The sequence below is a fragment of the Bradyrhizobium sp. Ash2021 genome (genome assembly GCF_031202265.1).
Taxonomy (GTDB): domain Bacteria; phylum Pseudomonadota; class Alphaproteobacteria; order Rhizobiales; family Xanthobacteraceae; genus Bradyrhizobium.
In genome coordinates this window covers 8,359,563-8,380,041 of sequence record NZ_CP100604.1, presented here as the reverse complement: position 1 = coordinate 8,380,041, position 20,479 = coordinate 8,359,563, and the positions used below count along the sequence as shown (strand labels likewise).

The following is a 20,479-nucleotide window of genomic DNA, read 5'->3' as shown; positions in this document are numbered from 1 at the left end:
GCATAATATAAATCGCGTCAAGGAATTTGTTGCGAAATGGTACAAAAAACCAAGAAGCTGCCGGCTGCCGCCAAAAACGAAGTCACGGCCGAGCCAAAACGCCGCGGACGTCCGCGCGCCTATCAGCCGGAGATCGCGCTCGGCAAGGCGCTCGATCTGTTCCGGAAAGACGGGTTTGCGGCGACCTCGCTGGACGATCTCAGCGCCGCCATCGGCATGAACCGGCCGAGCCTCTATGGCGCGTTCGGCGACAAGCGCGAGCTCTACATCAAGAGCTATCAGCGCTACCGCGAGGACGCGCGCGCGGCGATGATCGACATCTTTCGCGACGAATTGCCGATCCGCGAGCGGCTGGAGCGCATCTATGCGGTGGCGCTCGACATCTATCTTTCAGGCGAAGCCGGCCCGCGCGGCTGCTTCACGGTGATGACCGCGGCCTCGGAAGCGGTGGCCGATCCCGAGATCCGCGCCATGGTGCTGGAAGGCTTTGCCGAACTCGACAAGGCGTTTGCGGCCTGCTTCCAGCTGGCGCGGGAAAAAGGCGAACTGCCCGACAGCGCCGATGCCACCGTGCTTGCGCATCTCGCCTCCGCCACCGTCCACACCATCGCGATCCGCGCCCGCGCCCGCGTGCCGCGCAAGGAGTTGGAAGCGATCGTGAAAGGCGCAATCGACGTGATGTGTGGGGCGTGAAATAGCCCGGGCATTGCTCGCTTCAAAATATTTACAACATGATTTGTCGGCCCACCGTTTTCCCGTTCGTCCCCCGGAAGTGGTCAAAGAGGAAAGAGAGACACAATGGGAAAAGTAAGAGCCTCCGCGTTCTCGGTATCGCTCGACGGATTTGGGGCGGGTCCAAATCAGGACCTGGAGCATCCATTTGGTGTTCCCGGTATTGAGGTGACCAATTGGCTGCTCAAGACGCGGATGTTTCATGAAATGATCGGCCAGGAGGGAGGCGCGGTCGACACCGACGATCGGTTTGCCCGGAAGTCGATGGAGGGGGTGGGCGCCTGGATCATGGGACGAAACATGTTCGGCCCGATCCGCGGCCAATGGCCCGATCATTCCTGGAAGGGCTGGTGGGGAGACAATCCGCCCTACCACGTGCCGGTGTTCGTCCTGACGCATCATGCGCGCCCTTCCATCGAGATGGAGGGCGGCACCGTCTTTCATTTCGTGACCGATGGCATCACGGCGGCGCTGCAGCGGGCGACAGCAATTGCCGGCGGCAAGGACGTTCGCATCGGCGGCGGCGTCTCGGTTGTCAGGCAATATCTGCAGGCAGGTCTGCTCGACGAACTTCATCTGGCAGTTTCCCCGGTTCTTCTGGGGAGAGGAGAGAACCTGTTCTCGGGGCTCGACTTGCCGGCCCTCGGCTTTGCTTGTGCCGAAAGCGTTGCGGGCCCGAACGCGACCCACGTCACCGTACGGCGACGGTCCGCGATGGCGTGAGGCGAAGTGCGCGAACTTATAAAGATGTCGTCCCTGCTTTCGCAGGGACGACAGTGAGTATCAATACCCCCGTCCGCGATCGACGATATTCTCCAGCGCGCCGCCGGCTTCAAAGCGTTCAATCTGCTGCGCGACATATTTCGAGATTTCGTCCGCGTCGGTGTCGGCCGCATTGTGCGGCGTCAGCACCACCTTGGGATGGCTCCAGAACGGACTGTCCGTGGGCAGCGGCTCGGTGGCGTAGACATCGAGCGAGGCTGCGCCGAGCGTGCCGTCGTCGAGGCATTGCAGGATGTCGGCCTCGTTCTGCAGGCCGCCGCGGCCGGCGTTGATCAGCACCGGCGCGCCTATCGGGCTCGTGCGGTTGAGCTTGGCGAACAGGTTGCGACCCAGAACGTGCCGCGTCTCCGGCGTCAGCGGCAGCAGGCAGACCAGGATATCGGTCTGGCGCAGGAACGGTTCGAGCAGCGCTTCGCCGTGAAAGCATTCGACGCCGTCGATCCGCTTCGGGCTCCGGCTCCAGCCCACGACACGAAAGCCGATCCGCCGCAGCACCTCGGCCGCGTCCGCCCCGAGCGTGCCCAGCCCCATGATGCCGACCGTGACGGCGCCGGCCGCCCATTGCGATTTCGGCGCCCAGCGTTTTTCGCGCTGCGACTCCCGTAAGTACAACTCCTGCCGGTGATGCATCAGCACATGCAGCACGACATATTCCGTCATCCGCGCGGTGAGATCGGAGACCGCGACCCGCACCAGCGGCACATCGGGCAGCGACTTGTCCGCCATCAGCGCGTCGACGCCCGCGCCCAGATTGAAGATGACGCGCAGATGGGGGAACGCGGCCAGTTCGCCCGGCTGCGGCTTCCACACCGCGGCGTAATGGACCGCGGCCGGATCGAACGAAGCGTCCGGCAACAGCAAAACCGGCCGATTCCGGCAGACCTCATCGAATCGGGTCTTCCACCGCCGTGGCGACCAGTTTTCAGTCCCGCCATGCACCAGCAGAGCGAGCGCACCTTTACCCATTCCAACACCTTCCGCACCCAGCGTGACCTGCGTCACATTACGAATTGAACCGTTGCTTTAGCCTCCTTTCGTCAACGAGGGGAGACCTCCGATGCGCAAATTGATCCTGATATCCGCTTTCGTGCTGGCCTCGATGTCGGCTCACGCCGGCGAGAGCCGCAACATGACACTGGCCGCCAATGATGAGACCAGGGCCGTCGAGACCGCCAAGCCGGAACAAACCCCGGCCGAGCAGATCAACGCCGACGTCAAGACCGATGCCGCCAAGCCGGAAGGCGCCAAGCATCACGCCTCCAGGCAGAAGTCCCATGTGCGGGGCTATGAGGCCGACGAGGCCAAGGCGCGCCGGATCGCCGCCCGCTACGGCGTCTACTGGTAATGCCGCAATCGCCTCAGGCGACCGGAAAAATTTCACTTCGCGTCATGGCCGGGCATAGCCGTCCGAAGGACGGCGTCGCTTCCGCTCGCCTATGCCCGGCCATCCACGTCCTTGACTGCTGTGCGGCACAAAGAACGTGGATGCCCGGCATCGCAGACAAGTTTACGCAGTCTGCGCAAGCCAGACCGCTATGGCCGGGCATGACGAGCAAGGAACCCGTTGTAAATTCTCTTCGCCGACCTGTCGGCTGCGGGCATAATCGTTCGTCCTAGAGACAACGGAGATGCCGCATCCCATGCTGTACGCCATCCTTTGCTATCACGACGAAGATTTCACCGGGTCCTGGACCAAGGAACAGGACGCCGCGGTGATGCAGAAACTCGCCGTCGTGCAGGACAAACTGACCAAACAGGGCCGGCTCGGTCCGGTGGCGCGGCTGTTGCCGACGACATCGGCGACCACGCTGCGCAAGGACGATCCGCCGATCGTGCTCGACGGCCCCTTCGCCGAGACCAAGGAACAATTACTCGGCTTCTACATCGTCGACTGCAAGAACCTGGACGAAGCGCTCGACGTCGCCCGCGATCTCGGCAAGGCCAATCCCGGCGGCGCCTATGAGATCCGCCCGGTCGGGCTCTTGAACCCCGGGAGCCTCGCCACGTGACCGACACCGCCTGGATAGATGCCGCGTTGACGTCGGCGCGTCCCCAGGCGGTCGGCGCGCTGCTGCGCTATTTCCGTAATCTCGATACCGCCGAGGAAGCGTTCCAGAACGCCTGCCTGCGCGCGCTCAAAAGCTGGCCGCAGAACGGCCCGCCGCGCGATCCCGCCGGCTGGCTGATCATGGTCGGGCGCAACGTCGCGATCGACGATATCAGGCGCGGCCGCAAGCAGCAGCCGCTGCCCGAGGACGACCAGGCGATCTCCGACACCGAAGACGCCGAGGATGCGCTCGCCGAACGGCTCGACGGCTCGCATTATCGCGACGACATCCTGCGGCTGCTGTTCATCTGCTGCCATCCGGATTTGCCGGCGACGCAGCAGATCGCGCTCGCGCTGCGCATCGTCTCCGGCCTGACGGTCAAGCAGATCGCGCGCGCCTTTCTGGTCTCGGAAGCCGCGATGGAGCAGCGCATCACCCGCGCCAAAGCTCGCGTCGCCGAAGCCAGTGTGCCGTTCGAGACCCCGGGCGCGGTGGAGCGTAGCGAGCGGCTGTCGGCGGTGGCCGCGATGATCTATCTGATCTTCAACGAGGGCTATTCGGCCAGCGGCGATACCGCAGAGATCCGCAGCCCCCTGTGCGAGGAGGCGATTCGTCTGGCGCGGCTGTTGCTGCGGCTGTTCCAGAGCGAGGCCGAGATCATGGGGCTGACAGCGCTGTTGTTGCTGCAGCATGCCCGCGCCGCCGCACGATTCGACCAGGACGGCGCGGTGATCCTGCTCGACGATCAGGACCGCAGCCTGTGGAACCAGAAGATGATCGCCGAAGGGCTGGCGCTGATCGACAAGGCGATGCGGCATCGCCGCAGCGGGCCCTACCAGGTCCAGGCCGCGATCGCGGCCTTGCATGCCCGCGCCGAAAGACCTGAGGATACCGACTGGACCCAGATCGACCTGCTCTACGGCGCGCTCGAGATCATGCAGCCGTCGCCGGTGGTCACGCTCAACCGCGCGGTCGCGGTCTCCAAGGTGCGGGGGCCGGAGGCGGCGCTTCAGATGATCGAGCCTTTGGCGCCGCGGCTGTCGAATTACTTTCATTTCTTCGGCGTGCGCGGCGCGTTCCTGATGCAGCTCGGCCGCAATGACGAAGCCCGGGTAGCCTTTGACCGCGCTATCGCGCTGGCCCACACGTCAGCCGAAGCCGCCCATATCCGGATGCATCTCGACCGCCTGATGCGCGACAGCCAGCCGCGCGGCAAGAAGGAGGGGAAGTAAGTTCGCCTTCGTGTCCCGGACGCGGTGCAGCGCCCACTTAGGCGGTGCACCGCAGAGCCGGGACCCACGCTTCCGGACGCGCGGCCATGGACCCCGGATCAGCAGCGCATCACGCCGCAAATGCGGCGCGCTGCGCAGCATCCGGGGCACGCTTCCGGATTGTGCGATAAAAATCTTTATCCCCCTGTCGGATTTCGCTCCGCCCGTTCGTCCTAGGGGCAGAACAACACGATCCCTTCACGGAGCGAGCCATGTCCGATATCGCCGAGACCGTGCCGGTCTCAAAATCCGCGCGCTTGCTGGGCCGCATTCTCAGCGGTCTGGTGATCGTCTTCCTGCTGTTCGACGGCGCCATCAAGCTGGTGCCGTGGCCGGTCGTCACGGAAACGATGGACAAAATGGGCTATGGCTCGAGCGAAAGCCTGGCGCGAAGCCTCGGGGTCATCACCGTCGTCTGCACCGTGCTCTATTCGATCCCGCCGACCTCGATCCTCGGCGCGATCCTCGTGACCGGCTATCTCGGTGGCGCAATCGCTTCGCATGTGCGGATCGGCAGCCCCTTGTTCAGCCACACCCTGTTCGGACTTTATCTCGGCCTGATGCTATGGGGCGGGTTGTGGTTGCGCGACCGCAACCTGCGTTCGCTGCTACCATTCCGCCGCTAATTTGTCTTATCGGTATTTCAACGACACGGAGCCCACCATGTTTGAAGTCATTGCCATCATCGCCGTCATCCTCGCGATTGCCATCGCCATCGTGCTGGTGCTCGCGCTCACCAAACCCAGTAGCTTCGCCGTGCGGCGCGCGACCAGCATCAAGGCGCCGGCGGAAAAGATATTCTCCCTGATCAATGATTTTCATCAGTGGGTTGCCTGGTCGCCCTACGAGAACAAGGACCGCGCAATGAAGCGCACCTATAGCGGCGCGGCTGAAGGCAAGGGCGCGGTCTATGCGTGGGACGGCAACAACAATGTCGGTTCCGGCCGGATGGAAATCATCGACGCTGCCGTGCCGTCGAAGATCGTCATCAAGCTCGATTTCTTCAAACCGATCGAGGGCCACAACACCGCCGAATTCACAATGCTGCCGCAGGGCGATGTCACCAATTTGACCTGGGTGATGCATGGACCCGCGTCCTTTATGTACAAGGTGATGCAGGTGTTCATGAACATGGACAATATGATCGGCAAGGATTTCGAGGTCGGTCTCGCCAATCTGAAGAAGCTGACGGAGAAATAGTTAAACGTTCGAACCGCCGGTTAGCCGGTAAACTTCAGCAAGGAGTAAACGATGCTTAATCCCTACCTGTTCTACAACAGCAATTGCGAGGCGGCGTTCAAGTTCTACGAAAAGACGCTGGGCGGCAAGATCGAGATGATGCTCCGAAATGAAGAGGGGCCGCCCGAGATGGCGTCGCCGCCGGAGCGCAAGCAAAAGATCATGCATGCGCGGATGTCGATCGGCAGCCAGGTGCTGATGGCGTCCGACGCGCCGCCCGATCACTTTCAAAAGCCGCAGGGCTTTTCGGTGTCGCTGACGGTCGGCGATCCCGCCGAGGCCGAGCGCAAGTTCAAGGCACTCTCGGAAGGCGGCAGCGTCAACATGCCGTTCGGCAAGACCTTCTTCTCCAAGGGCTTTGGCATGTGCGTCGACCAGTTCGGCATACCCTGGATGGTGAATTGCCCGCTGGAAGGCATGTGAGCTGCGCTGCTACCTGCACCTCGGGTAGATCGCGGCGAGTTCCCGCCCGCGCAGCAGCAGCAGCCGCGACGTCAATCCGCCGCGGCGGCTGATCCAGCCCCGCACCGCCGCGGGATAGGCTTCCAGCACCGCTTCCGACGCTTCCGGCTCGGCATACATCTGGCCGCGCCCGTCGATCGACCGCGCGGCATGAAATCCGAGCACCGCGCGCCGCGTCACGCAGATACGGCTGTCCGGTACGATGGACAGCACCAGCGTGCAGGCCGACAGGCACGGTCCGTCGATCACGACGCGTTCGCCGGAGGCGCGCACTTGTTCGAACAGGTCGAGGAACGGGCCGACCTGTCCGCCCGGGCTCGCCAGAATGCGCACCTCGGCCTGCGTGGGCGAGATCGCCGCGCATAGCGCCACGATCGCAACAGCCAATTTAATCACGGCTCTTCGCATCAGCGGCTCCTTCGCGTCTGATGATCATTCGAGTTAATCAGGCTTGGCGCACGCGGCAAGGGCCCTTTCATTCGTCGGCGCCGGAAACCCCGGCCTCGGCGAAAGTCGCCATCCCGGCGTGGCAGGCGAGCGCCGCGCGCGCCAGCAGGATCGCAACCGCCGCGCCGGAGGCCTCGCCGAGCCGCATGCCGAGATCGAGCAGCGGGTCGAGCGCGAGTTCGCGCAACAATTCGCGGTGGCCGGATTCGGCGGAGACGTGCCCGGCGCGGCAATGATCCAGCGCGCCTCGCTCAAGGCGTGCGAGCGGCAGCACCGCGGCGGTCGCCACGAAGCCGTCGAGCAGCACCGGAATCCCCTGACGCCGCGCCGCCAGGACGGCGCCCGCCATCGCGGCAAGCTCGCGGCCGCCGAGCCCTGCCGCTACCCTTAAGGGATCGCCGAGCATGCCGCGATGAAAATCCAGCCCGGCATCGATCACCGCGCGCTTGCGCAACAGCCCGCCCTCGTCGACGCCGGTGCCGCGGCCGGCCCAGCGCGCGCCGCCGCCGCCGAGCAGCGCCGCGCACAGCATCGCCGCCGTCGTGGTATTCGCAATGCCCATCTCGCCGACGGCGAGCAGGTCGCAATCGCCGGGCACGGTGCGGTAGCCGATATCGATCGCGGCGAGAAATTCATCCGCCTCCATCGCGGATGCCACGGTGAAATCGCGCGTCGGCCGGTCGAGTTCGATCGGCACCACGCGCAATTCGGCGCCGGCCGATTGTGCGATCTGGTTGATGGCAGCACCCCCGGCGGCGAAATTCGCCACCATCTGTCCGGTGACCGCCTGCGGGTAAGCGGAGACGCCGCGGCCGGCGACGCCGTGATTGCCGGCAAAGACCGCAATCGTGACGCGCCCGAGCTGTGGCACTTCGCGGCCCTGCCACCGCGCCAGCCAGATCGCCAGTTCTTCGAGACGGCCGAGGCTTCCCGGCGGTTTTGTGAGGTTCTGTTGCCGGCGCGTCGCGGCGTCGGCGACATGCGCATTGCCCCGAGGCAGATCACGACAGAAGGCGCGGATGTCGTCTAAAGTGTCGAACTGCATGCGATTCCCTGGACAAGTCGAGCGGGTCGCAAGCTAAAACAATTCTCTGGGCACCACCATGAACGAATGGCTCGACGATTTCAAAACCGCGGTCGGTTTCCTGACCCGGCTGCCGATGCCGCATCCGGAAGGCGCGATGCCGCCGAATTTCGTGCGCGCGCAGCGGATGTTTCCGATTGTGGGCGCCATGATCGGCGCCGCGGTCGGCTTGCTCTGCCTCGGTTCGCGGCACATCGGCGTGCCCGATCTGGCGGCGGCCGCACTGGCGCTCGGCGTCGGCGCCATGCTGACCGGCGCGCTGCATGAGGACGGGCTGGCCGATGTCGCCGACGGATTCGGCGGCGGCCGCGATGTCGCGGCGAAACTGGAGATCATGCGCGACAGCCGGCTCGGCACCTATGGCGCGCTGGTCCTGCTGGTGAGCTTTGCGACAAAACTTTCCGCGCTGGCTGCAATCCCGGACGGCTATGTCGTGCAAAGCCTGATCGCGGTGCATGCGCTGGCGCGCGGCGTGCTGCCGTGGATGGCGATCAGCCAGCCTTATGCGCGCACGGACGGGCTCGCCGCCAATGCCGGCCGGCCCGATGCGGCGACGGCGGCGACGGCCGCGGCTTTTGCTTTTGCGATCGCATGGCTGTCGCTGTCCTTTGTCAACGCGCTGCTCGCCGCCATCATGGCCGCAGCCGGCGCGATCGGCATGGCGTGGCTTGCGAAGCGCCAGATCGGCGGCCAGACCGGCGACGTGCTGGGTGGCGCCGAGCAGGTCGCCGAGACCGCGATCCTCGTGCTGCTCGCCGCCCGGCTGGCCTGATCGCGATGAGCCTCGAGACAAATCTCTGGCTGATCCGGCACGCACCGGTCGACGGGCCGCGCGGCGTCATTCATGGCCCGGATGCGCCGGCCGATCTTGGCGATGCCGCGGCCTTTGCCGCGCTCAAGGCCAGGTTGCCGCCGAATGCGCTTGCCGTCTGCAGCCCGGCGCGCCGCACGCGGGAAACCGCGCGCACGCTGGGGCTTGAAGCGGTCGATAACCCGGCCTTTCGCGAACAGGATTTTGGCGCCTGGACCGGGCGGCGTCACGACGATCTCAGCACCGAACTCGGCGAGGCCTATCGCGAATTCTGGAAATCGCCGGCCGGCAACCGGCCGCCCGGCGGCGAAAGCTTTGTCGACCAGATAGCGCGCGCGCGGGCAGGGCTTGCCTCCCTGCCCATGGGCGACGCCGTGCTGGTGGTGCATTCCGGCACCATCCGCGCCGTGCTTGCGATGGCGCTCGATCTTGCGCCCGACAACGCGCTGCGTTTTGTGATCGATCCGCTGTCGCTGACCCGGATCGATCGCCTCGATGGCGGCTGGCGCGTCGTCGCGGTCAATCGGCGCTGGTGGATTTGAGCGCTAGCCGTTTCGCCGCTCGCCGCGCAGCGTCGGCAAGCCGATGCCGGCGGCATCGAAGCCGCCATCGACGGCGAGGATCTGCCCGGTGATGTAGCTCGAACGATCGCAGCACAGGAAGAACACCGCTTCCGCCAGTTCTTCCTCGAGGCCGTAGCGATTGAGCGGAATCGCGTCGTGATAGTCGGCGCGAATCTCCGGCGTATGCACGGCCTTGGCCATCGCGGTCTCGACCGGGCCCGGCGCCACGCCGTTGACGCGGATGCCGAGGGAAGCGAGTTCGACTGCGAGCTGCTTGGTCAAATGCGCAAGGCCGGCCTTGCTGGTGCCGTAGGCCGAGCGCAGCGTCGAGGCGCGCACCGCCGAAATGGACGTGATGTTGACCACCGCGCCGCCGCCATGCTCGCGCATCAGTGGGGCGGCCGCCTTGGTGCACAGGAAGGGCCCGGTGAGATTGACCGACAGGATCCGGTTCCAGTCCGCATCTGAGGTCTCCAGCAGCGGCGCGAACACGGCAACGCCGGCATTGTTGATCAATGCGTCGAGCCGGCCGAAGCGCTGGCTCAACGTGGCCATGGCGGCCGCGACCGCGTCGGCATCGCTGACGTCGCAATGCAGTGCCAGCGTGTTGTCCGGATTGGCCAGCGCCGCGACCGCGCCGTCCAGCAATTCGCCTTCGATATCCAGCAGCGCCACGTGCCAGCCCTCGGCCAGAAACCGTTTTGCGGTCGCAAGCCCGATGCCGCGCGCGGCGCCGGTGACGAGTGCGACTTTTTGTGGGGCAGGGGCCATGGCTTTATCCGTCGTTTTGGTGATTCCTTGTTCTCCTAGCACGGAAGCGAAGCGTCTGCTTTCTTGGCGCGCAACCAAGCGAAAGGATGGATCTCGTGAACATCATCGATCCCAGGCAGAGAGCCCCGGAACATTGGCGCGCGGGCGTCGAAACCCGCATGGTGGCTTCCGCCGTCAATGGCGCCGCGCAACTCTGCATCTTCGAACAATGGGTCGCGCCCGGCACCGGCGCGCCGACCCATTCGCATCCGGTCGAAGAGGTGCTGACGGTGCGTGAGGGCGAAGCCGAGATGTGGATCGATGAGGACCGCGCCGTCCTGACAGCGGGGCAGTCGCTGATCGTGCCGGCCTTGCGCCAGCACGGTTTTCGCAACTCCGGCACCGCGCCGCTTCACATCCACGCCGTGCTGGCGGCGCCGGTGTTCGAAGCCATGATGGAGGGTGCGGCGGAAATGACGCGAAGGTGGGTGTAGACGTGAGCGGCGGGCACCGCGCAAGCGTGCCTTGCCCATCGAAATAATTTCGCCGGACATGTCGGTGCTGCACGATCCGGTTCGTCCTGGGGCGGCGCTTCGGCAAGCCGCCGGGCAATACAAGGAGACCTCATGTCGCTGACGCTGCATTTCCATCCGCTTTCGTCGTTCTGCTGGAAGGCGCTGATTGCACTCTATGAGAACGGCACGCCATTCACGCCGAAATCGGTTGATCTCGGCAATCCGGCCGAGCGCGCGGCGTTGCTGAAACTTTGGCCGCTCGGCAAATTTCCGGTCTTGCGCGACGCGGCGCGGAACCAGACCGTTCCGGAGTCGAGTGTCATCATCGAATATCTCGACCGGTATTATCCCGGCCGCACGAAATTCATCTCCGACGATCCGGAGTTGGCCTTGCAGACGCGGCTGCGCGACCGCTTCTACGATCTCTATGTGCATCTGCCGATGCAGAAGATCATGGGCGACCGGCGTCGCCCCGGCGACAACAAGGATCCGCATGGCGTCGAAGAGGCGCGGGCGCAGTTGCGGACGTCTTACGGCATGATCGAACAGCAGATGGCGGGCGGTGGCTGGGCGATGGGCAATGATTTCAGCCTCGCCGACTGCGCCGCGCTGCCGCCGCTGTTTTACGGCAACATGGTGGAACCGTTCGGCAGCGATAACAAAAACCTGACGGCCTATTTCGAACGCCTGAAGGCGCGGCCCTCGATCGCCCGCGTGATCGAGGAGGCCGAGCCGTATTTCAGGATGGTGCCGAAATGAGCCGAAAAATTTTCGGCTGATGTGTCGGTTTTGCGGGAACTCGTTCGTCTTAACGTTGGGGTCGCGGTTCGGAACACGGTTGTCTGAACCGCGGACCCGGTTGAAATCGGGACGGAGCACGGCATGAAGCTTTCCTGTCGTTGGGTCATTGTCGCGGTCGGCGCACGCATGACCTGCGCCGGCATCGAGCAGCCGGCGTAAGGGGGCTGACATGCCCTCTTCACGCAAGGCGGAGATCATCCGCGCCCTGTTTGCGGCCTACCGGTCGAACGATCGCAAGGCCGTCGAGGCGTCCTTCACCGACGATTTCTGTTTCACCAGTCCCTATGACGACCGCATCGACAAGGCGACCTATTTCGCGCGGTGCTGGAAGCCCAGCGACTGGATCGAACGGCAGGATCTCGAAAGGATCCTGGTCGAAGGCGATGCGGCCTTTGTGACCTATCAATGCATGGCCAGGGACGGAAAGAGCTTTCGCAATACCGAGTGTTTCGTCTTTGAAGGCGACAAGATCAAGCGCATCGATGTCTATTTCGGCGCGACCTACAACAACGGCGCGTTTGCAAAACTGCAGTCATGAACCCGCTGGACAGGCCGGGCAGGTGCGATCCGGCCCGTCACATCAAGGCGACCACGATTGGATATCTCCCATGGAACGGATAATGACCAGTAACGGCGGACTTTCGACAACGCGTCTCGGCCGCATGCACGATACCATGGCGCGCCACGTCGAAAGCGGTGAGGTGCCCGGCCTGGTGATGCTGGTGAGCCGGCATGGCGAGATTCACGCCAACGCCATCGGCAAACTGGCGATCGACGGTGCGCCGATGCGGCGCGACAGCATTTTTCGCATCACCTCGATGACCAAGCCGGTGACGGCGGCGGCCGCGATGATGCTGGTCGAGGAATGCAAGCTGCGGCTCGACGATCCCGTCGATCGCTGGCTGCCGGAACTGGCCGATCGCAAGGTGCTGCGCGCGATCGATGCTGCGGTCGACGACACCGTGCCGGCCAAACGCGCGATCACGCTGCGCGATCTCATGACGTTCCGGCTGGGTCTTGGCATGATCCCGGTATTTCCGGATCGCTATCCGATCCAGAAGGCGATTGCGGAAGCCGGCTTCGCGCCGGGCCCGGTATTTCCATCGTTTCCGCCGGACGAACTGATGCGGCGCTATGGCACTCTGCCGCTGGTCTACCAGCCCGGCGAACGCTGGCTGTACAATTCAGGCACCGAAATCCTCGGCGTGCTGATCGCGCGCGTCGCCGGTATGTCGTTTGCCAAGTTCCTGCACGAGCGCATCTTTGCGCCGCTCGGCATGAGGGACACGGCGTTCTTCGTGCCGCAGGAGAAGCTCGGCCGCTTTGCGACCGCCTATACGCGGGATCATGCAAGCAGCGCGCTGAAAGTGTTCGACGATCCCGCTACCGGCAAATTCGCGCAGCCGCCGGTATTCGAGAACGGCAGTGCCGGTCTGGTCTCGACCGCCGACGATTTCAACGCCTTCGCGCAGATGATGCTGAATGGCGGGCGGCTGGGCAGCGAACGCATCCTGTCGCGGCCCTCGGTCGAACTGATGACGACCGACCAGCTTACGCCGGAACAGAAGCAGGGCTCGGAATTGCTGTTGGGCGACAATTTGGGTTGGGGCCTGGGGCTTTCGGTTTTCACTGGGCGTGACGATCTCTGCAACGTGCCCGGCCGGTTCGGCTGGGACGGCGGCTATGGAACCTCCTGGTATTCCGACCCAAAAGAAAATCTCACCGGAATTCTGTTGACCCAGCGGATGATGGATTCCCCGCAGCCGCCCGCGGTGTTCAGGGATTTCTGGACCTGCGCCTATCAGGCGATCGACGATTGATGGTGCGCTTCGCCGCAGCACTATGAGGTCAGGCCGGCTAGCCGGAGGCCCAATGCCATACGTCGCAATTCTGTAAAAAGCGCCATACCCGGACGACCGTCCTCTTGACGCCGCCGCCAGCCTGGTCAGACTGGACGGCAACCGAACTTGGGGAGCCGCAAATGAAGTTCTACATCACCGCGCTCGATACGTCCGGGACCGTCACGCTGAACCGCGACTCCGTACCCGCTGCGATAAAGAAGGCCGCCGAACTGATATCGGACGGGTGCCTGAACGTGGAAATCATCATGCCGGATGGAGCCGCCTATCGGCCCGCTGAATTTGAGCAGTTGAAGGAACGGGCAGGCGCCTAGAGCAAAGAGCAGCTAGCGTTTTCGGACTCTTTCTAACTACCTGAAAAATGATTCACTTTCCGTCATGGCCGGGCATAGCCGTTCAAAGGACGGCGTCGCTTTCGCTCGCCTATGGCCGGCCATCCACGTCTTTCTTCCATTGGCTGCATTTTGAGTCAGGCATCTCCGGATGCGGCACCTAGCCACTTGGTCGGTTGCGTAGTGCAATTACCTCCAAAATAATTCCTCAGGACATGTCGGTGCCGCAAAACCCGGTTCGTCTTGTTGATGAGCGCCGGCTGGTCGCCGCGCGGAGCAATAAGGATCAAACGGAGCGAGACGATGCGATTTATGGTGATTGTGAAGGCCAGCAAGGACAGCGAGGCGGGCGTGATGCCGAGTACGGAATTGCTCACCGCGATGGGCAAGTTCAACGAGGAAATGGCCAAGGCCGGCGTGATCGAGGCCGGCGAGGGTCTGCATCCGACGTCGAAGGGCGCACGGATCAAATATTCGACCGGGCAAAACGCGCTGAGCCGCGGGCCGTTCGAACTGACCGGCGATCTGATCTCCGGGTTCTGGCTGATCAAGACCAAATCGCTGGATGAAGCGATCGGCTGGATGAAGCGCGCGCCGTTCGGCAAGGGCGACGAGATCGAAATCCGGCAGGTCTTTTCGGCGGAGGATTTCGGCGAAGCGCTGACGCCCGAACTGCGCGAGCAGGAAGAACGGCTGCGTGCGCAGGCCGGGAAGAAATAATTTCTCCTTCGTCATTCCGGGGCAGTCCGCAGGACTGAACCCGGAATCTCGAGGTTCCGGGTTCGCGTCTTCGACGCGCCCCGGAACGACAACAAAAAACAGGACACCCCACCATGCGATTCATGATGCTGATGATCCCCCTGGGCTATGAGACCGCGCCGCCGGATGTCCAGCTCGATCCCGAGCGGATGGCGGCGATGATGAAATACAACGAAGCGCTGAAGGACGCCGGCGTCCTGATCACGCTCGACGGACTGCATCCGCCGTCGATGGGCGCGCGGGTCTCGTTTGCCACCGGCAAGCCGGTCGTGACCGACGGCCCCTTCACCGAGGCCAAGGAAGTGCTCGGCGGCTACTGGATGATCGACGTGGCCTCGCGCGAGGAGGCGATCGCCTGGGCGAAAAAGTGTCCGGCGTCCACGAACGAGACCATCGAAATCCGCCAGGTGCAGGAGATGGCGGATTTCTCCGAAGAGCTGCAACAGGTCGCGGCCGGATTCACCGAGATGCAGGGCAAGACGGCCCGGCGTTAATCTTTGTGAACCCGGAGCAGTGAACAGCGCCGCTAGTGACCTTTACCGCCGGCTCATGTAAAAGCCTTTCACATGAGTTGGCGCAAGGAAGAGCGCCGCGCCGAGCGCGGCTACCATCACGGCAATCTGAAAGAGGCGCTGCTGCAGGCGGCGCTCAATCTGATCGCGCAAAAGGGCGCGGCCGGATTTACCTTTGCCGACGCCGCGCGGATGGCCGGCGTCAGCCCGGCTGCGCCTTACCGGCATTTTCGCGACCGCGAGGAATTGCTTTCCAGCATCGCGCAGCGCGGCTTCGAGCAGTTCGAGGCGCTGCTGACGCAGGCCTGGGACGATGGCCGCCCGGACACCGTCACTGCATTCGAACGGGTCGGCAAAGCCTATCTCGCCTTTGCCCGCGAAGAGCCGGCGTTCTATTCGGCGATGTTCGAATCGGGCATCCCCGTCGACCTCAATCCGACATTAATGGCCGCTAGCGAGCGTGCTTTCGCCATTATCCGCGCCGCCGCCGAGCGCCTCGCGGCGCTGGCGCCGCCCGGCATGCCGCGCCCGCCCGCGCTGATGATGGCGCTGCACATCTGGTCGATGTCGCACGGCGTGGCGTCGTTGTTCGGCCGTGGCGACGCCGCCCGGCGCAAGCTGCCGATGTCGCCGGAAGATCTTTTGGAAGCCGAAGTGCTGATCTATCTGCGCGGTCTCGGTTTCCCGACCGACCGCCGGCCTTCGGCGAAAGATTCTGCAGACCAGAATCCGCCGGGTCCGCCGCCCATCCCGCCGGGCGGTCCTTCAGGTGGTCCTTGGGGCAAGCCGAAATAAAATTGCGCAAATAATTTGACGGCCGCCGATGGCGCCCGGCTTGACAAAACCGCTGGATGGTTTAGGTATGTAAATGTTATTTACATTCACAACGGCGTGACGCCGTCATGGAGAGGGAAATGGCCTACACCGCAGATGTCAATCGATGGCGCGGCCCGGTGGAAGAACCGTACCGTCCGCATATGCTTGATAGCCCCTGGCATCCCGGCTGGATTGCCGTGACCATCCTCGGCTTCATCATCTGGTGGCCGATCGGACTTGCCCTACTCTTTTTCACACTCGGGAGCAGAAAAATGGGTTGCTGGAGCCACCAGGATCGCTGGGCCAACAAGATGGAGCGGATGCAGTACAAGATGGAGCGGATGCGCGGCCGCATGGAACGCCGCGGCTTTCCGTTCGGCGGCTTCGGTCCACCCTCGAGCGGCAACCGCGCCTTCGACGAATACCGCATGGAAACCCTGCGGCGTCTCGAGGAAGAGCAGGTCGAATTCCGCGATTTCCTCGACCGCCTGCGCCACGCCAAGGACAAGGAAGAGTTCGACGCGTTCATGGCGCAGCACAAGCAGCGTCCGACCCCGCCGAACGATCAGCCGCAGGGCTGAGAACTACCCGGAGTTTAAGTATCTCCGGCTAACCGTTCAGCCTCAGGCGTAATGCCCCCATGACGCCTGATGGCGACACAACCGTCCGTTTGCGAACAGCAGACGGGCGGTTTGCTTTAGCGGGCGCCCTTTGCGCTGGCGCGGTCTCCTGCAGGGCCTATATTTCGAGCCAGCGCTAGCCAGGGCGGATGGCCATGATCCTGAATGCAATTGCACCGGTTGATCAGCTTTGGCGATCGATTCGCCTTGAAGCAGAAACGGCCCTCGCCGGCGATCCGCTTTTCGGCGTCTCGCTGTCGGCCGCGATCCTCGATCATTCCGACCTTGGTAGTGCTGTCGGCCATCAAATTGGTGAACGGCTCGGCAAAACTGCGGCTGACCGCCAGCTTTTCGCAGGCGTCGCCCGTGAGGCGTTTCAGACCTCGCCCGATCTGGTCGACGCGGCGAGCCGGGATCTGCAAAGCGTTGCCGTTCACGATCCCGCGACGAGGGGACTTCTGCCGCCGCTTTTGAACTTCAAGGGATACGTCGCGCTACAGGCCTGGCGGGTGTCCAACTGGCTCTGGCATCACGACCGCGCCGATCTCGCATTGTTGCTGCAAAGCCTGTCGTCCGACTCCCTTCAGGTGAGCATTCATCCCTCCTCCTCGATCGGCACGTCGGTGTTTCTCGATCATGCGACCGGCATCATTGTGGGCGCATTCGTCGTGATCGGCGACGAGGCGACGATCTATCAAAACGTCACGATTGGACGGAAGGACGCGCTTCCCGGCCGTGCTCCCAGGATCGGCCGCGACGTATTGCTCAGCAGCGGGGCAACGATCCTCGGCGACGTCAGCATCGGTGACTTCGCCAAGATCGGCGCGGGATCGGTCGTCACAAATGATGTGCCAAGCGGATGCACTGCGGTCGGCGTGCCTGCGCGGCTCACCAATTGCCCGGAAGGCGTTTTGGCGTAGGCGGGCTGCCGCGACAGGCAGGCGCAAGAGTTCGTTGGCGATCAGCAGACGGACGGATTGTCTTATGCGCCGGCGCGCCGCTTGCCGGGTTTGGTCGGAAGCGTTGCGACCTCACGCCCGATCTCATCGCTCGCGAGGCGCAGATCATAGGCCGATTGCAGATTGAGCCAGAATTGCGGGGTGGTCTGGAACCAATGCCCGAGCCGAAGCGCGGTATCGCCGGTGATGGCGCGCTTGCCCTGAATGATCTGCGAGATGCGGTTCGGCGGTACGGAAATCTGGCGCGACAGTTCAGTCGGCGTGATCTGGAGTTCGTTCAACTCGTCAGCGAGGATTTCGCCAGGGTGAATTGCGGGGCGCGGCATGGTTGTCTTCCCAATCAATGGTAATCCACGATCTCTACGTTCAACGGGCCTTTTGCCGACTCCGGCCATTCAAAGCATATCCGCCATTGCTGATTGATACGGATCGAATATTGGCCGGCCCGATCGCCTCTCAACGCTTCAAGCCGGTTGCTTGGGAGGCCGGCGAGGTCGGAGAGCATCAGGGCCGCATCAAGGATCTCCAATCGTTTCCACCCCTGCCGATCAAAACCCTGAAACGCCCGCACGAACTCCCCTTTGGCGAAAAGCTCGGTGCGCTTGTCCCTGAAGCTTAATATCATCGCCATGAAGTTTAGTTGAGTGGACGATGTACGTCAAACGTAAATCGCGTGCTGGGCACGTGACCAGGCGTTCGGAGGCATCACCGACGGGCGTTCGACGATTTCACGGGCAAATTAAATTCGATAATCGATTCAACGTGATTTGCCCTGTCCAGTCCCCCTCGAAAAAATATTTCGCTTCCGCCGTCGGGCAAATCAGTGGTTTCTCTCCGCCCGTCTCACCCGACAAGAGGGGCGGCTCGCGATCGTCACGAACGTGCGGTGAGATGCGGTGGACGCGGATGTGCCTTTGACGAACGGCGCGTGACGCGGACGGCGAAATCGTGTGGTCCTGACGCCCCGATGCTGGCGTCAAGTTGTGTGGAGCGATCCGCATGGCGACGGTGGCAAGAAAGCCCGTTCACCGGGGAGAGCGCGCTATAAGCCGTAAAACCATTGCGCAGGGAAGGCCGGATGCCTCCGCTGAACCTGTATGCTCGTGTGCGTGTTCTTGTGCACATTTTGCACGCGAGACCGCGGGTGCAGCGCGCACCCGGCTTTCCCTGCGCCCTCTGATTTCAAAGGGCGAAAGATTCATGCAAGACTCGGGCGCATCGCGCCGCGGGATCGGGAATTTGCGCAGGTATATGAAAATTGAATCGGGAAAGCCCAACGTTCGTGTCCCGGACGCGGCGCAGCGCTTCTACAGCGGTGCGCCGCAGCGCCGGGACCCAGCGAGCGGGCCCCGGCTTGGCGGAGCACCACGACGCGAAGGGCGTCGCGTTGCAGCGCATCCGGGGCACGGGAGCCCTTGGGGAACCCGGTTCCAGCTCCCGTAACCGCCCGGTCCGCCTTGATTTCCCGCCGCCAAATTCCCCTTTGGTAACCTCGCATTAACCATGATTGGCGTCTGGTTAGGGGCGTTATGACGCGCGAATAGCCCTCGTTTTGACACGTTGGCAGGGGAAGCAGGACCCGGCTTTGGACGGGCCCCCCATGCGACACCAATGAGGCTCTCGCGCTGGCGCTCAACGCCGCGCCCGACGCGCGGCTGTGGAACCGGCAGCCATTTGCTCCCGGAGGATTTGGGACGGAGCATGATCCGGAAAAGTGGGAACCGGTTTTCCGAAAAGATCATGCTCAAACGAGAGACGGAGCATGATCCGGAAAAGTGGGAACCGGTTTTCCGAAAAGATCATGCTCAAACGAGAGACAGAGCGTTGAGAGGATACCGCTTATGACGCCCGACACGGTTCAGTCAGCATTGCCGATGATATCGAGCGATGTCTCGCTGATTTCGCTGTTCATGCAGGCCGCGTGGATCGTGAAAGCGGTCATGCTGGGCCTGCTCGCCTGTTCGGTCTGGGTCTGGGCGATCGCGATCGACAAGATCATTCTGTACGGGCGCACCAAGCGCGCGATGGATCGCTTCGAACAGGCGTTCTGGTCCGGGCAATCGATCGAGGAGCTTTATCGGGCGCTGTCGGCCAAGCCGACGCAATCGATGGCGGCCTGTTTCGTCGCCGCCATGCGCGAATGGAAACGGTCGTTCGAGAGCCAGTCGCGGTCCTTTGCCGGCTTGCAGATGCGGATCGAGAAGGTCATGAACGTCTCGATCGCCCGCGAGGTCGAGCGGCTGGAACGGCGGCTCTTGGTGCTGGCGACCGTCGGTTCCGCCGGCCCGTTCGTCGGCCTGTTCGGCACCGTCTGGGGCATCATGTCGAGCTTCCAGTCGATCGCGGCCTCGAAAAACACCTCGCTGGCGGTGGTGGCGCCCGGCATCGCCGAAGCGCTGTTTGCCACCGCGATCGGCCTCATCGCCGCAATTCCGGCGACTATTTTCTACAATAAGTTCACCTCCGAGGTGAACCGGCAGGCCCAGCGCCTGGAAGGGTTCGCCGACGAATTTTCAGCGATCCTGTCGCGCCAGATCGACGAGCGGGCGTGAGGAACGGCCTATGACGAGCGCACCCGTGAGCACCAGATCATGGCGATGAACATGGCAGGTTCGGCCGGCGGCGGACGCCGCGGCCGGCGGCGCGCCGCCGTGATGGCGGAGATCAACGTCACGCCGATGGTGGACGTCATGCTGGTGCTGCTGATCATCTTCATGGTGGCCGCACCCTTGATGACGTCGACCATCGATATCGACCTGCCGGTCGCCAGCGGCGGCAAGTCGCTGTCGTCGAACGCCCCGCCCTTGACGCTGTCGGTCAAGCGCACCGGCGGCAGCTGCAATTCGAATGTCGAGCTCTATCTCGGGGATACGCTGATTTCGTCCGCCGACCTGCTGCCCAAGATCAAGGCGATCCGGGAAACCCGGTCGGATGCCGAAAGCGTGGTCTATCTGCGCGGCGATAAGGACGTTTGTTACACGGATATGATGAAATTATTGGGGTATATTAGGACCGCCGGCTTCAAGGCGAATATCGTCATCGTTCCCGAGCAGGGCTCGTGAGCGGTGGCGTTTTCGAGCGAAGCATGCCCTCGGACTTGATCCGAGGAGGGGTAC

Annotated in this window: 28 protein-coding genes; 22 read left to right on the top strand and 6 right to left on the bottom strand. The window is 63.3% G+C overall.

Annotated elements, in window-relative coordinates:
- Positions 1-36: 36 nt before the first annotated feature.
- Both NL528_RS40350 and NL528_RS40345 read left to right on the top strand, forming a co-directional pair.
- Positions 37-693 carry a TetR/AcrR family transcriptional regulator gene (locus tag NL528_RS40350; protein WP_309179887.1) on the top strand — a complete coding sequence of 219 codons (657 nt, stop codon included), beginning with the start codon at positions 37-39 and terminating at the stop codon, positions 691-693.
- Positions 694-798: 105 nt separating this feature from the next.
- Positions 799-1,455, top strand: a complete 657-nt coding sequence (locus NL528_RS40345; protein ID WP_309179886.1) for a dihydrofolate reductase family protein — start codon at positions 799-801, stop codon at positions 1,453-1,455.
- 60 nt (positions 1,456-1,515) lie between these two features.
- Here NL528_RS40345 and NL528_RS40340 read toward each other — a convergent pair whose 3' ends face one another.
- On the bottom strand, positions 1,516-2,481 hold the full coding sequence (locus NL528_RS40340) for a glyoxylate/hydroxypyruvate reductase A (RefSeq protein WP_309179885.1): 966 nt from the start codon (positions 2,479-2,481) through the stop codon (positions 1,516-1,518).
- 91 nt (positions 2,482-2,572) lie between these two features.
- On the opposite strand from NL528_RS40340, the gene NL528_RS40335 reads away from it, so the two are divergent.
- The 6 genes from NL528_RS40335 (at position 2,573) to NL528_RS40310 (ending at position 6,496) form a co-directional block, all read left to right on the top strand.
- Positions 2,573-2,860 carry a hypothetical protein gene (locus tag NL528_RS40335; RefSeq protein WP_309179884.1) on the top strand — a complete coding sequence of 96 codons (288 nt, stop codon included), beginning with the start codon at positions 2,573-2,575 and terminating at the stop codon, positions 2,858-2,860.
- A 295-nt stretch (positions 2,861-3,155) separates the two neighbouring features.
- Entirely contained in the window at positions 3,156-3,524 is a 369-nt protein-coding gene (locus NL528_RS40330) for a YciI family protein (protein ID WP_309179883.1), read from the top strand.
- On the top strand, positions 3,521-4,795 hold the full coding sequence (locus NL528_RS40325) for an RNA polymerase sigma factor (RefSeq protein WP_309179882.1): 1,275 nt from the start codon (positions 3,521-3,523) through the stop codon (positions 4,793-4,795). The genes NL528_RS40330 and NL528_RS40325 overlap by 4 nt, the downstream gene beginning before the upstream one ends.
- Positions 4,796-5,046: 251 nt before the next feature.
- Positions 5,047-5,460 (top strand): DoxX family protein, encoded by a 414-nt coding sequence (locus NL528_RS40320; protein ID WP_309179881.1) that lies wholly within the window; start codon positions 5,047-5,049, stop codon positions 5,458-5,460.
- A 37-nt stretch (positions 5,461-5,497) separates the two neighbouring features.
- Positions 5,498-6,034, top strand: coding sequence for an SRPBCC family protein (locus NL528_RS40315; RefSeq protein ID WP_074278081.1), 537 nt, complete (start codon positions 5,498-5,500; stop codon positions 6,032-6,034).
- 51 nt (positions 6,035-6,085) lie between these two features.
- A complete protein-coding gene (locus tag NL528_RS40310) occupies positions 6,086-6,496 on the top strand; it encodes a VOC family protein (protein ID WP_309179880.1) in 411 nt (136 codons plus the stop codon).
- A 9-nt stretch (positions 6,497-6,505) separates the two neighbouring features.
- Here the strand turns inward: NL528_RS40310 and NL528_RS40305 are convergent, their stop codons facing one another.
- Both NL528_RS40305 and cobT read right to left on the bottom strand, forming a co-directional pair.
- Positions 6,506-6,943, bottom strand: coding sequence for a hypothetical protein (locus NL528_RS40305; protein WP_309179879.1), 438 nt, complete (start codon positions 6,941-6,943; stop codon positions 6,506-6,508).
- A gap of 67 nt (positions 6,944-7,010) precedes the next feature.
- A complete protein-coding gene (gene cobT, locus NL528_RS40300; protein ID WP_309179877.1) occupies positions 7,011-8,027 on the bottom strand; it encodes a nicotinate-nucleotide--dimethylbenzimidazole phosphoribosyltransferase in 1,017 nt (338 codons plus the stop codon).
- 58 nt (positions 8,028-8,085) lie between these two features.
- On the opposite strand from cobT, the gene cobS reads away from it, so the two are divergent.
- Positions 8,086-8,838, top strand: a complete 753-nt coding sequence (gene cobS, locus NL528_RS40295; RefSeq protein WP_309179876.1) for an adenosylcobinamide-GDP ribazoletransferase — start codon at positions 8,086-8,088, stop codon at positions 8,836-8,838.
- A 5-nt stretch (positions 8,839-8,843) separates the two neighbouring features.
- The gene (locus tag NL528_RS40290; RefSeq protein WP_309179875.1) at positions 8,844-9,419 is read left to right on the top strand and encodes a histidine phosphatase family protein; all 576 of its coding nucleotides are present in this window, start codon (positions 8,844-8,846) and stop codon (positions 9,417-9,419) included.
- A 3-nt stretch (positions 9,420-9,422) separates the two neighbouring features.
- Here NL528_RS40290 and NL528_RS40285 read toward each other — a convergent pair whose 3' ends face one another.
- Positions 9,423-10,211, bottom strand: a complete 789-nt coding sequence (locus NL528_RS40285) for an SDR family oxidoreductase (protein ID WP_309179874.1) — start codon at positions 10,209-10,211, stop codon at positions 9,423-9,425.
- An 86-nt stretch (positions 10,212-10,297) separates the two neighbouring features.
- Here NL528_RS40285 and NL528_RS40280 point away from each other — a divergent pair, with 86 nt between their 5' ends.
- From NL528_RS40280 to NL528_RS40235, 10 genes are all read left to right on the top strand, one after another.
- Entirely contained in the window at positions 10,298-10,684 is a 387-nt protein-coding gene (locus tag NL528_RS40280) for a cupin domain-containing protein (protein ID WP_375143939.1), read from the top strand.
- Between the two features lie 132 nt (positions 10,685-10,816).
- Positions 10,817-11,464, top strand: coding sequence for a glutathione S-transferase family protein (locus NL528_RS40275; RefSeq protein WP_309179872.1), 648 nt, complete (start codon positions 10,817-10,819; stop codon positions 11,462-11,464).
- A 211-nt stretch (positions 11,465-11,675) separates the two neighbouring features.
- A complete protein-coding gene (locus NL528_RS40270) occupies positions 11,676-12,044 on the top strand; it encodes a nuclear transport factor 2 family protein (RefSeq protein ID WP_309179871.1) in 369 nt (122 codons plus the stop codon).
- 70 nt (positions 12,045-12,114) lie between these two features.
- Positions 12,115-13,326, top strand: coding sequence for a serine hydrolase domain-containing protein (locus tag NL528_RS40265; protein ID WP_309179870.1), 1,212 nt, complete (start codon positions 12,115-12,117; stop codon positions 13,324-13,326).
- A gap of 161 nt (positions 13,327-13,487) precedes the next feature.
- Positions 13,488-13,679, top strand: a complete 192-nt coding sequence (locus NL528_RS40260) for a hypothetical protein (RefSeq protein ID WP_309179869.1) — start codon at positions 13,488-13,490, stop codon at positions 13,677-13,679.
- 321 nt (positions 13,680-14,000) lie between these two features.
- On the top strand, positions 14,001-14,417 hold the full coding sequence (locus NL528_RS40255; protein ID WP_309179868.1) for a YciI family protein: 417 nt from the start codon (positions 14,001-14,003) through the stop codon (positions 14,415-14,417).
- 113 nt (positions 14,418-14,530) lie between these two features.
- Positions 14,531-14,950, top strand: coding sequence for a YciI family protein (locus tag NL528_RS40250; RefSeq protein ID WP_309179866.1), 420 nt, complete (start codon positions 14,531-14,533; stop codon positions 14,948-14,950).
- A gap of 72 nt (positions 14,951-15,022) precedes the next feature.
- Positions 15,023-15,763 (top strand): TetR/AcrR family transcriptional regulator, encoded by a 741-nt coding sequence (locus tag NL528_RS40245; RefSeq protein ID WP_309179864.1) that lies wholly within the window; start codon positions 15,023-15,025, stop codon positions 15,761-15,763.
- A 119-nt stretch (positions 15,764-15,882) separates the two neighbouring features.
- A complete protein-coding gene (locus NL528_RS40240) occupies positions 15,883-16,365 on the top strand; it encodes a DUF2852 domain-containing protein (RefSeq protein WP_309179862.1) in 483 nt (160 codons plus the stop codon).
- Positions 16,366-16,559: 194 nt separating this feature from the next.
- Complete coding sequence (locus tag NL528_RS40235; RefSeq protein WP_309179861.1) at positions 16,560-17,324, top strand: serine acetyltransferase; 765 nt, start codon at positions 16,560-16,562, stop codon at positions 17,322-17,324.
- A gap of 62 nt (positions 17,325-17,386) precedes the next feature.
- Here NL528_RS40235 and NL528_RS40230 read toward each other — a convergent pair whose 3' ends face one another.
- Both NL528_RS40230 and NL528_RS40225 read right to left on the bottom strand, forming a co-directional pair.
- Complete coding sequence (locus NL528_RS40230) at positions 17,387-17,689, bottom strand: HigA family addiction module antitoxin (protein WP_309179860.1); 303 nt, start codon at positions 17,687-17,689, stop codon at positions 17,387-17,389.
- A gap of 14 nt (positions 17,690-17,703) precedes the next feature.
- Positions 17,704-17,988 carry a type II toxin-antitoxin system RelE/ParE family toxin gene (locus NL528_RS40225; RefSeq protein ID WP_309185203.1) on the bottom strand — a complete coding sequence of 95 codons (285 nt, stop codon included), beginning with the start codon at positions 17,986-17,988 and terminating at the stop codon, positions 17,704-17,706.
- Positions 17,989-19,204: 1,216 nt separating this feature from the next.
- On the opposite strand from NL528_RS40225, the gene tolQ reads away from it, so the two are divergent.
- Complete coding sequence (tolQ, locus tag NL528_RS40220) at positions 19,205-19,915, top strand: protein TolQ (RefSeq protein WP_074273182.1); 711 nt, start codon at positions 19,205-19,207, stop codon at positions 19,913-19,915.
- A gap of 39 nt (positions 19,916-19,954) precedes the next feature.
- On the top strand, positions 19,955-20,425 hold the full coding sequence (locus NL528_RS40215; RefSeq protein WP_074273183.1) for a biopolymer transporter ExbD: 471 nt from the start codon (positions 19,955-19,957) through the stop codon (positions 20,423-20,425).
- Positions 20,426-20,479: the final 54 nt, after the last annotated feature.

Excerpts from the sequence above, each read along its gene's own strand:
- NL528_RS40345 (WP_309179886.1), top strand. The coding sequence starts at position 799 with ATGGGAAAAGTAAGAGCCTCCGCGTTCTCGGTATCGCTCGACGGATTT.
- NL528_RS40250 (WP_309179866.1), top strand. The coding sequence starts at position 14,531 with ATGCGATTCATGATGCTGATGATCCCCCTGGGCTATGAGACCGCGCCG.
- NL528_RS40320 (WP_309179881.1), top strand. The coding sequence starts at position 5,047 with ATGTCCGATATCGCCGAGACCGTGCCGGTCTCAAAATCCGCGCGCTTG.
- NL528_RS40255 (WP_309179868.1), top strand. The coding sequence starts at position 14,001 with ATGCGATTTATGGTGATTGTGAAGGCCAGCAAGGACAGCGAGGCGGGC.
- tolQ (WP_074273182.1), top strand. The coding sequence starts at position 19,205 with ATGACGCCCGACACGGTTCAGTCAGCATTGCCGATGATATCGAGCGAT.
- NL528_RS40245 (WP_309179864.1), top strand. The coding sequence starts at position 15,023 with ATGAGTTGGCGCAAGGAAGAGCGCCGCGCCGAGCGCGGCTACCATCAC.
- NL528_RS40290 (WP_309179875.1), top strand. The coding sequence starts at position 8,844 with ATGAGCCTCGAGACAAATCTCTGGCTGATCCGGCACGCACCGGTCGAC.
- NL528_RS40260 (WP_309179869.1), top strand. The coding sequence starts at position 13,488 with ATGAAGTTCTACATCACCGCGCTCGATACGTCCGGGACCGTCACGCTG.
- NL528_RS40215 (WP_074273183.1), top strand. The coding sequence starts at position 19,955 with ATGGCGATGAACATGGCAGGTTCGGCCGGCGGCGGACGCCGCGGCCGG.
- NL528_RS40285 (WP_309179874.1), bottom strand. The coding sequence starts at position 10,211 with ATGGCCCCTGCCCCACAAAAAGTCGCACTCGTCACCGGCGCCGCGCGC.
- cobT (WP_309179877.1), bottom strand. The coding sequence starts at position 8,027 with ATGCAGTTCGACACTTTAGACGACATCCGCGCCTTCTGTCGTGATCTG.
- NL528_RS40280 (WP_375143939.1), top strand. The coding sequence starts at position 10,298 with ATGGATCTCGTGAACATCATCGATCCCAGGCAGAGAGCCCCGGAACAT.
- NL528_RS40305 (WP_309179879.1), bottom strand. The coding sequence starts at position 6,943 with ATGCGAAGAGCCGTGATTAAATTGGCTGTTGCGATCGTGGCGCTATGC.
- NL528_RS40310 (WP_309179880.1), top strand. The coding sequence starts at position 6,086 with ATGCTTAATCCCTACCTGTTCTACAACAGCAATTGCGAGGCGGCGTTC.
- NL528_RS40340 (WP_309179885.1), bottom strand. The coding sequence starts at position 2,481 with ATGGGTAAAGGTGCGCTCGCTCTGCTGGTGCATGGCGGGACTGAAAAC.
- NL528_RS40275 (WP_309179872.1), top strand. The coding sequence starts at position 10,817 with ATGTCGCTGACGCTGCATTTCCATCCGCTTTCGTCGTTCTGCTGGAAG.
- NL528_RS40235 (WP_309179861.1), top strand. The coding sequence starts at position 16,560 with ATGATCCTGAATGCAATTGCACCGGTTGATCAGCTTTGGCGATCGATT.
- NL528_RS40230 (WP_309179860.1), bottom strand. The coding sequence starts at position 17,689 with ATGCCGCGCCCCGCAATTCACCCTGGCGAAATCCTCGCTGACGAGTTG.
- NL528_RS40240 (WP_309179862.1), top strand. The coding sequence starts at position 15,883 with ATGGCCTACACCGCAGATGTCAATCGATGGCGCGGCCCGGTGGAAGAA.
- NL528_RS40350 (WP_309179887.1), top strand. The coding sequence starts at position 37 with ATGGTACAAAAAACCAAGAAGCTGCCGGCTGCCGCCAAAAACGAAGTC.
- NL528_RS40315 (WP_074278081.1), top strand. The coding sequence starts at position 5,498 with ATGTTTGAAGTCATTGCCATCATCGCCGTCATCCTCGCGATTGCCATC.
- NL528_RS40335 (WP_309179884.1), top strand. The coding sequence starts at position 2,573 with ATGCGCAAATTGATCCTGATATCCGCTTTCGTGCTGGCCTCGATGTCG.
- NL528_RS40225 (WP_309185203.1), bottom strand. The coding sequence starts at position 17,988 with ATGATATTAAGCTTCAGGGACAAGCGCACCGAGCTTTTCGCCAAAGGG.
- NL528_RS40270 (WP_309179871.1), top strand. The coding sequence starts at position 11,676 with ATGCCCTCTTCACGCAAGGCGGAGATCATCCGCGCCCTGTTTGCGGCC.
- NL528_RS40265 (WP_309179870.1), top strand. The coding sequence starts at position 12,115 with ATGGAACGGATAATGACCAGTAACGGCGGACTTTCGACAACGCGTCTC.
- cobS (WP_309179876.1), top strand. The coding sequence starts at position 8,086 with ATGAACGAATGGCTCGACGATTTCAAAACCGCGGTCGGTTTCCTGACC.
- NL528_RS40330 (WP_309179883.1), top strand. The coding sequence starts at position 3,156 with ATGCTGTACGCCATCCTTTGCTATCACGACGAAGATTTCACCGGGTCC.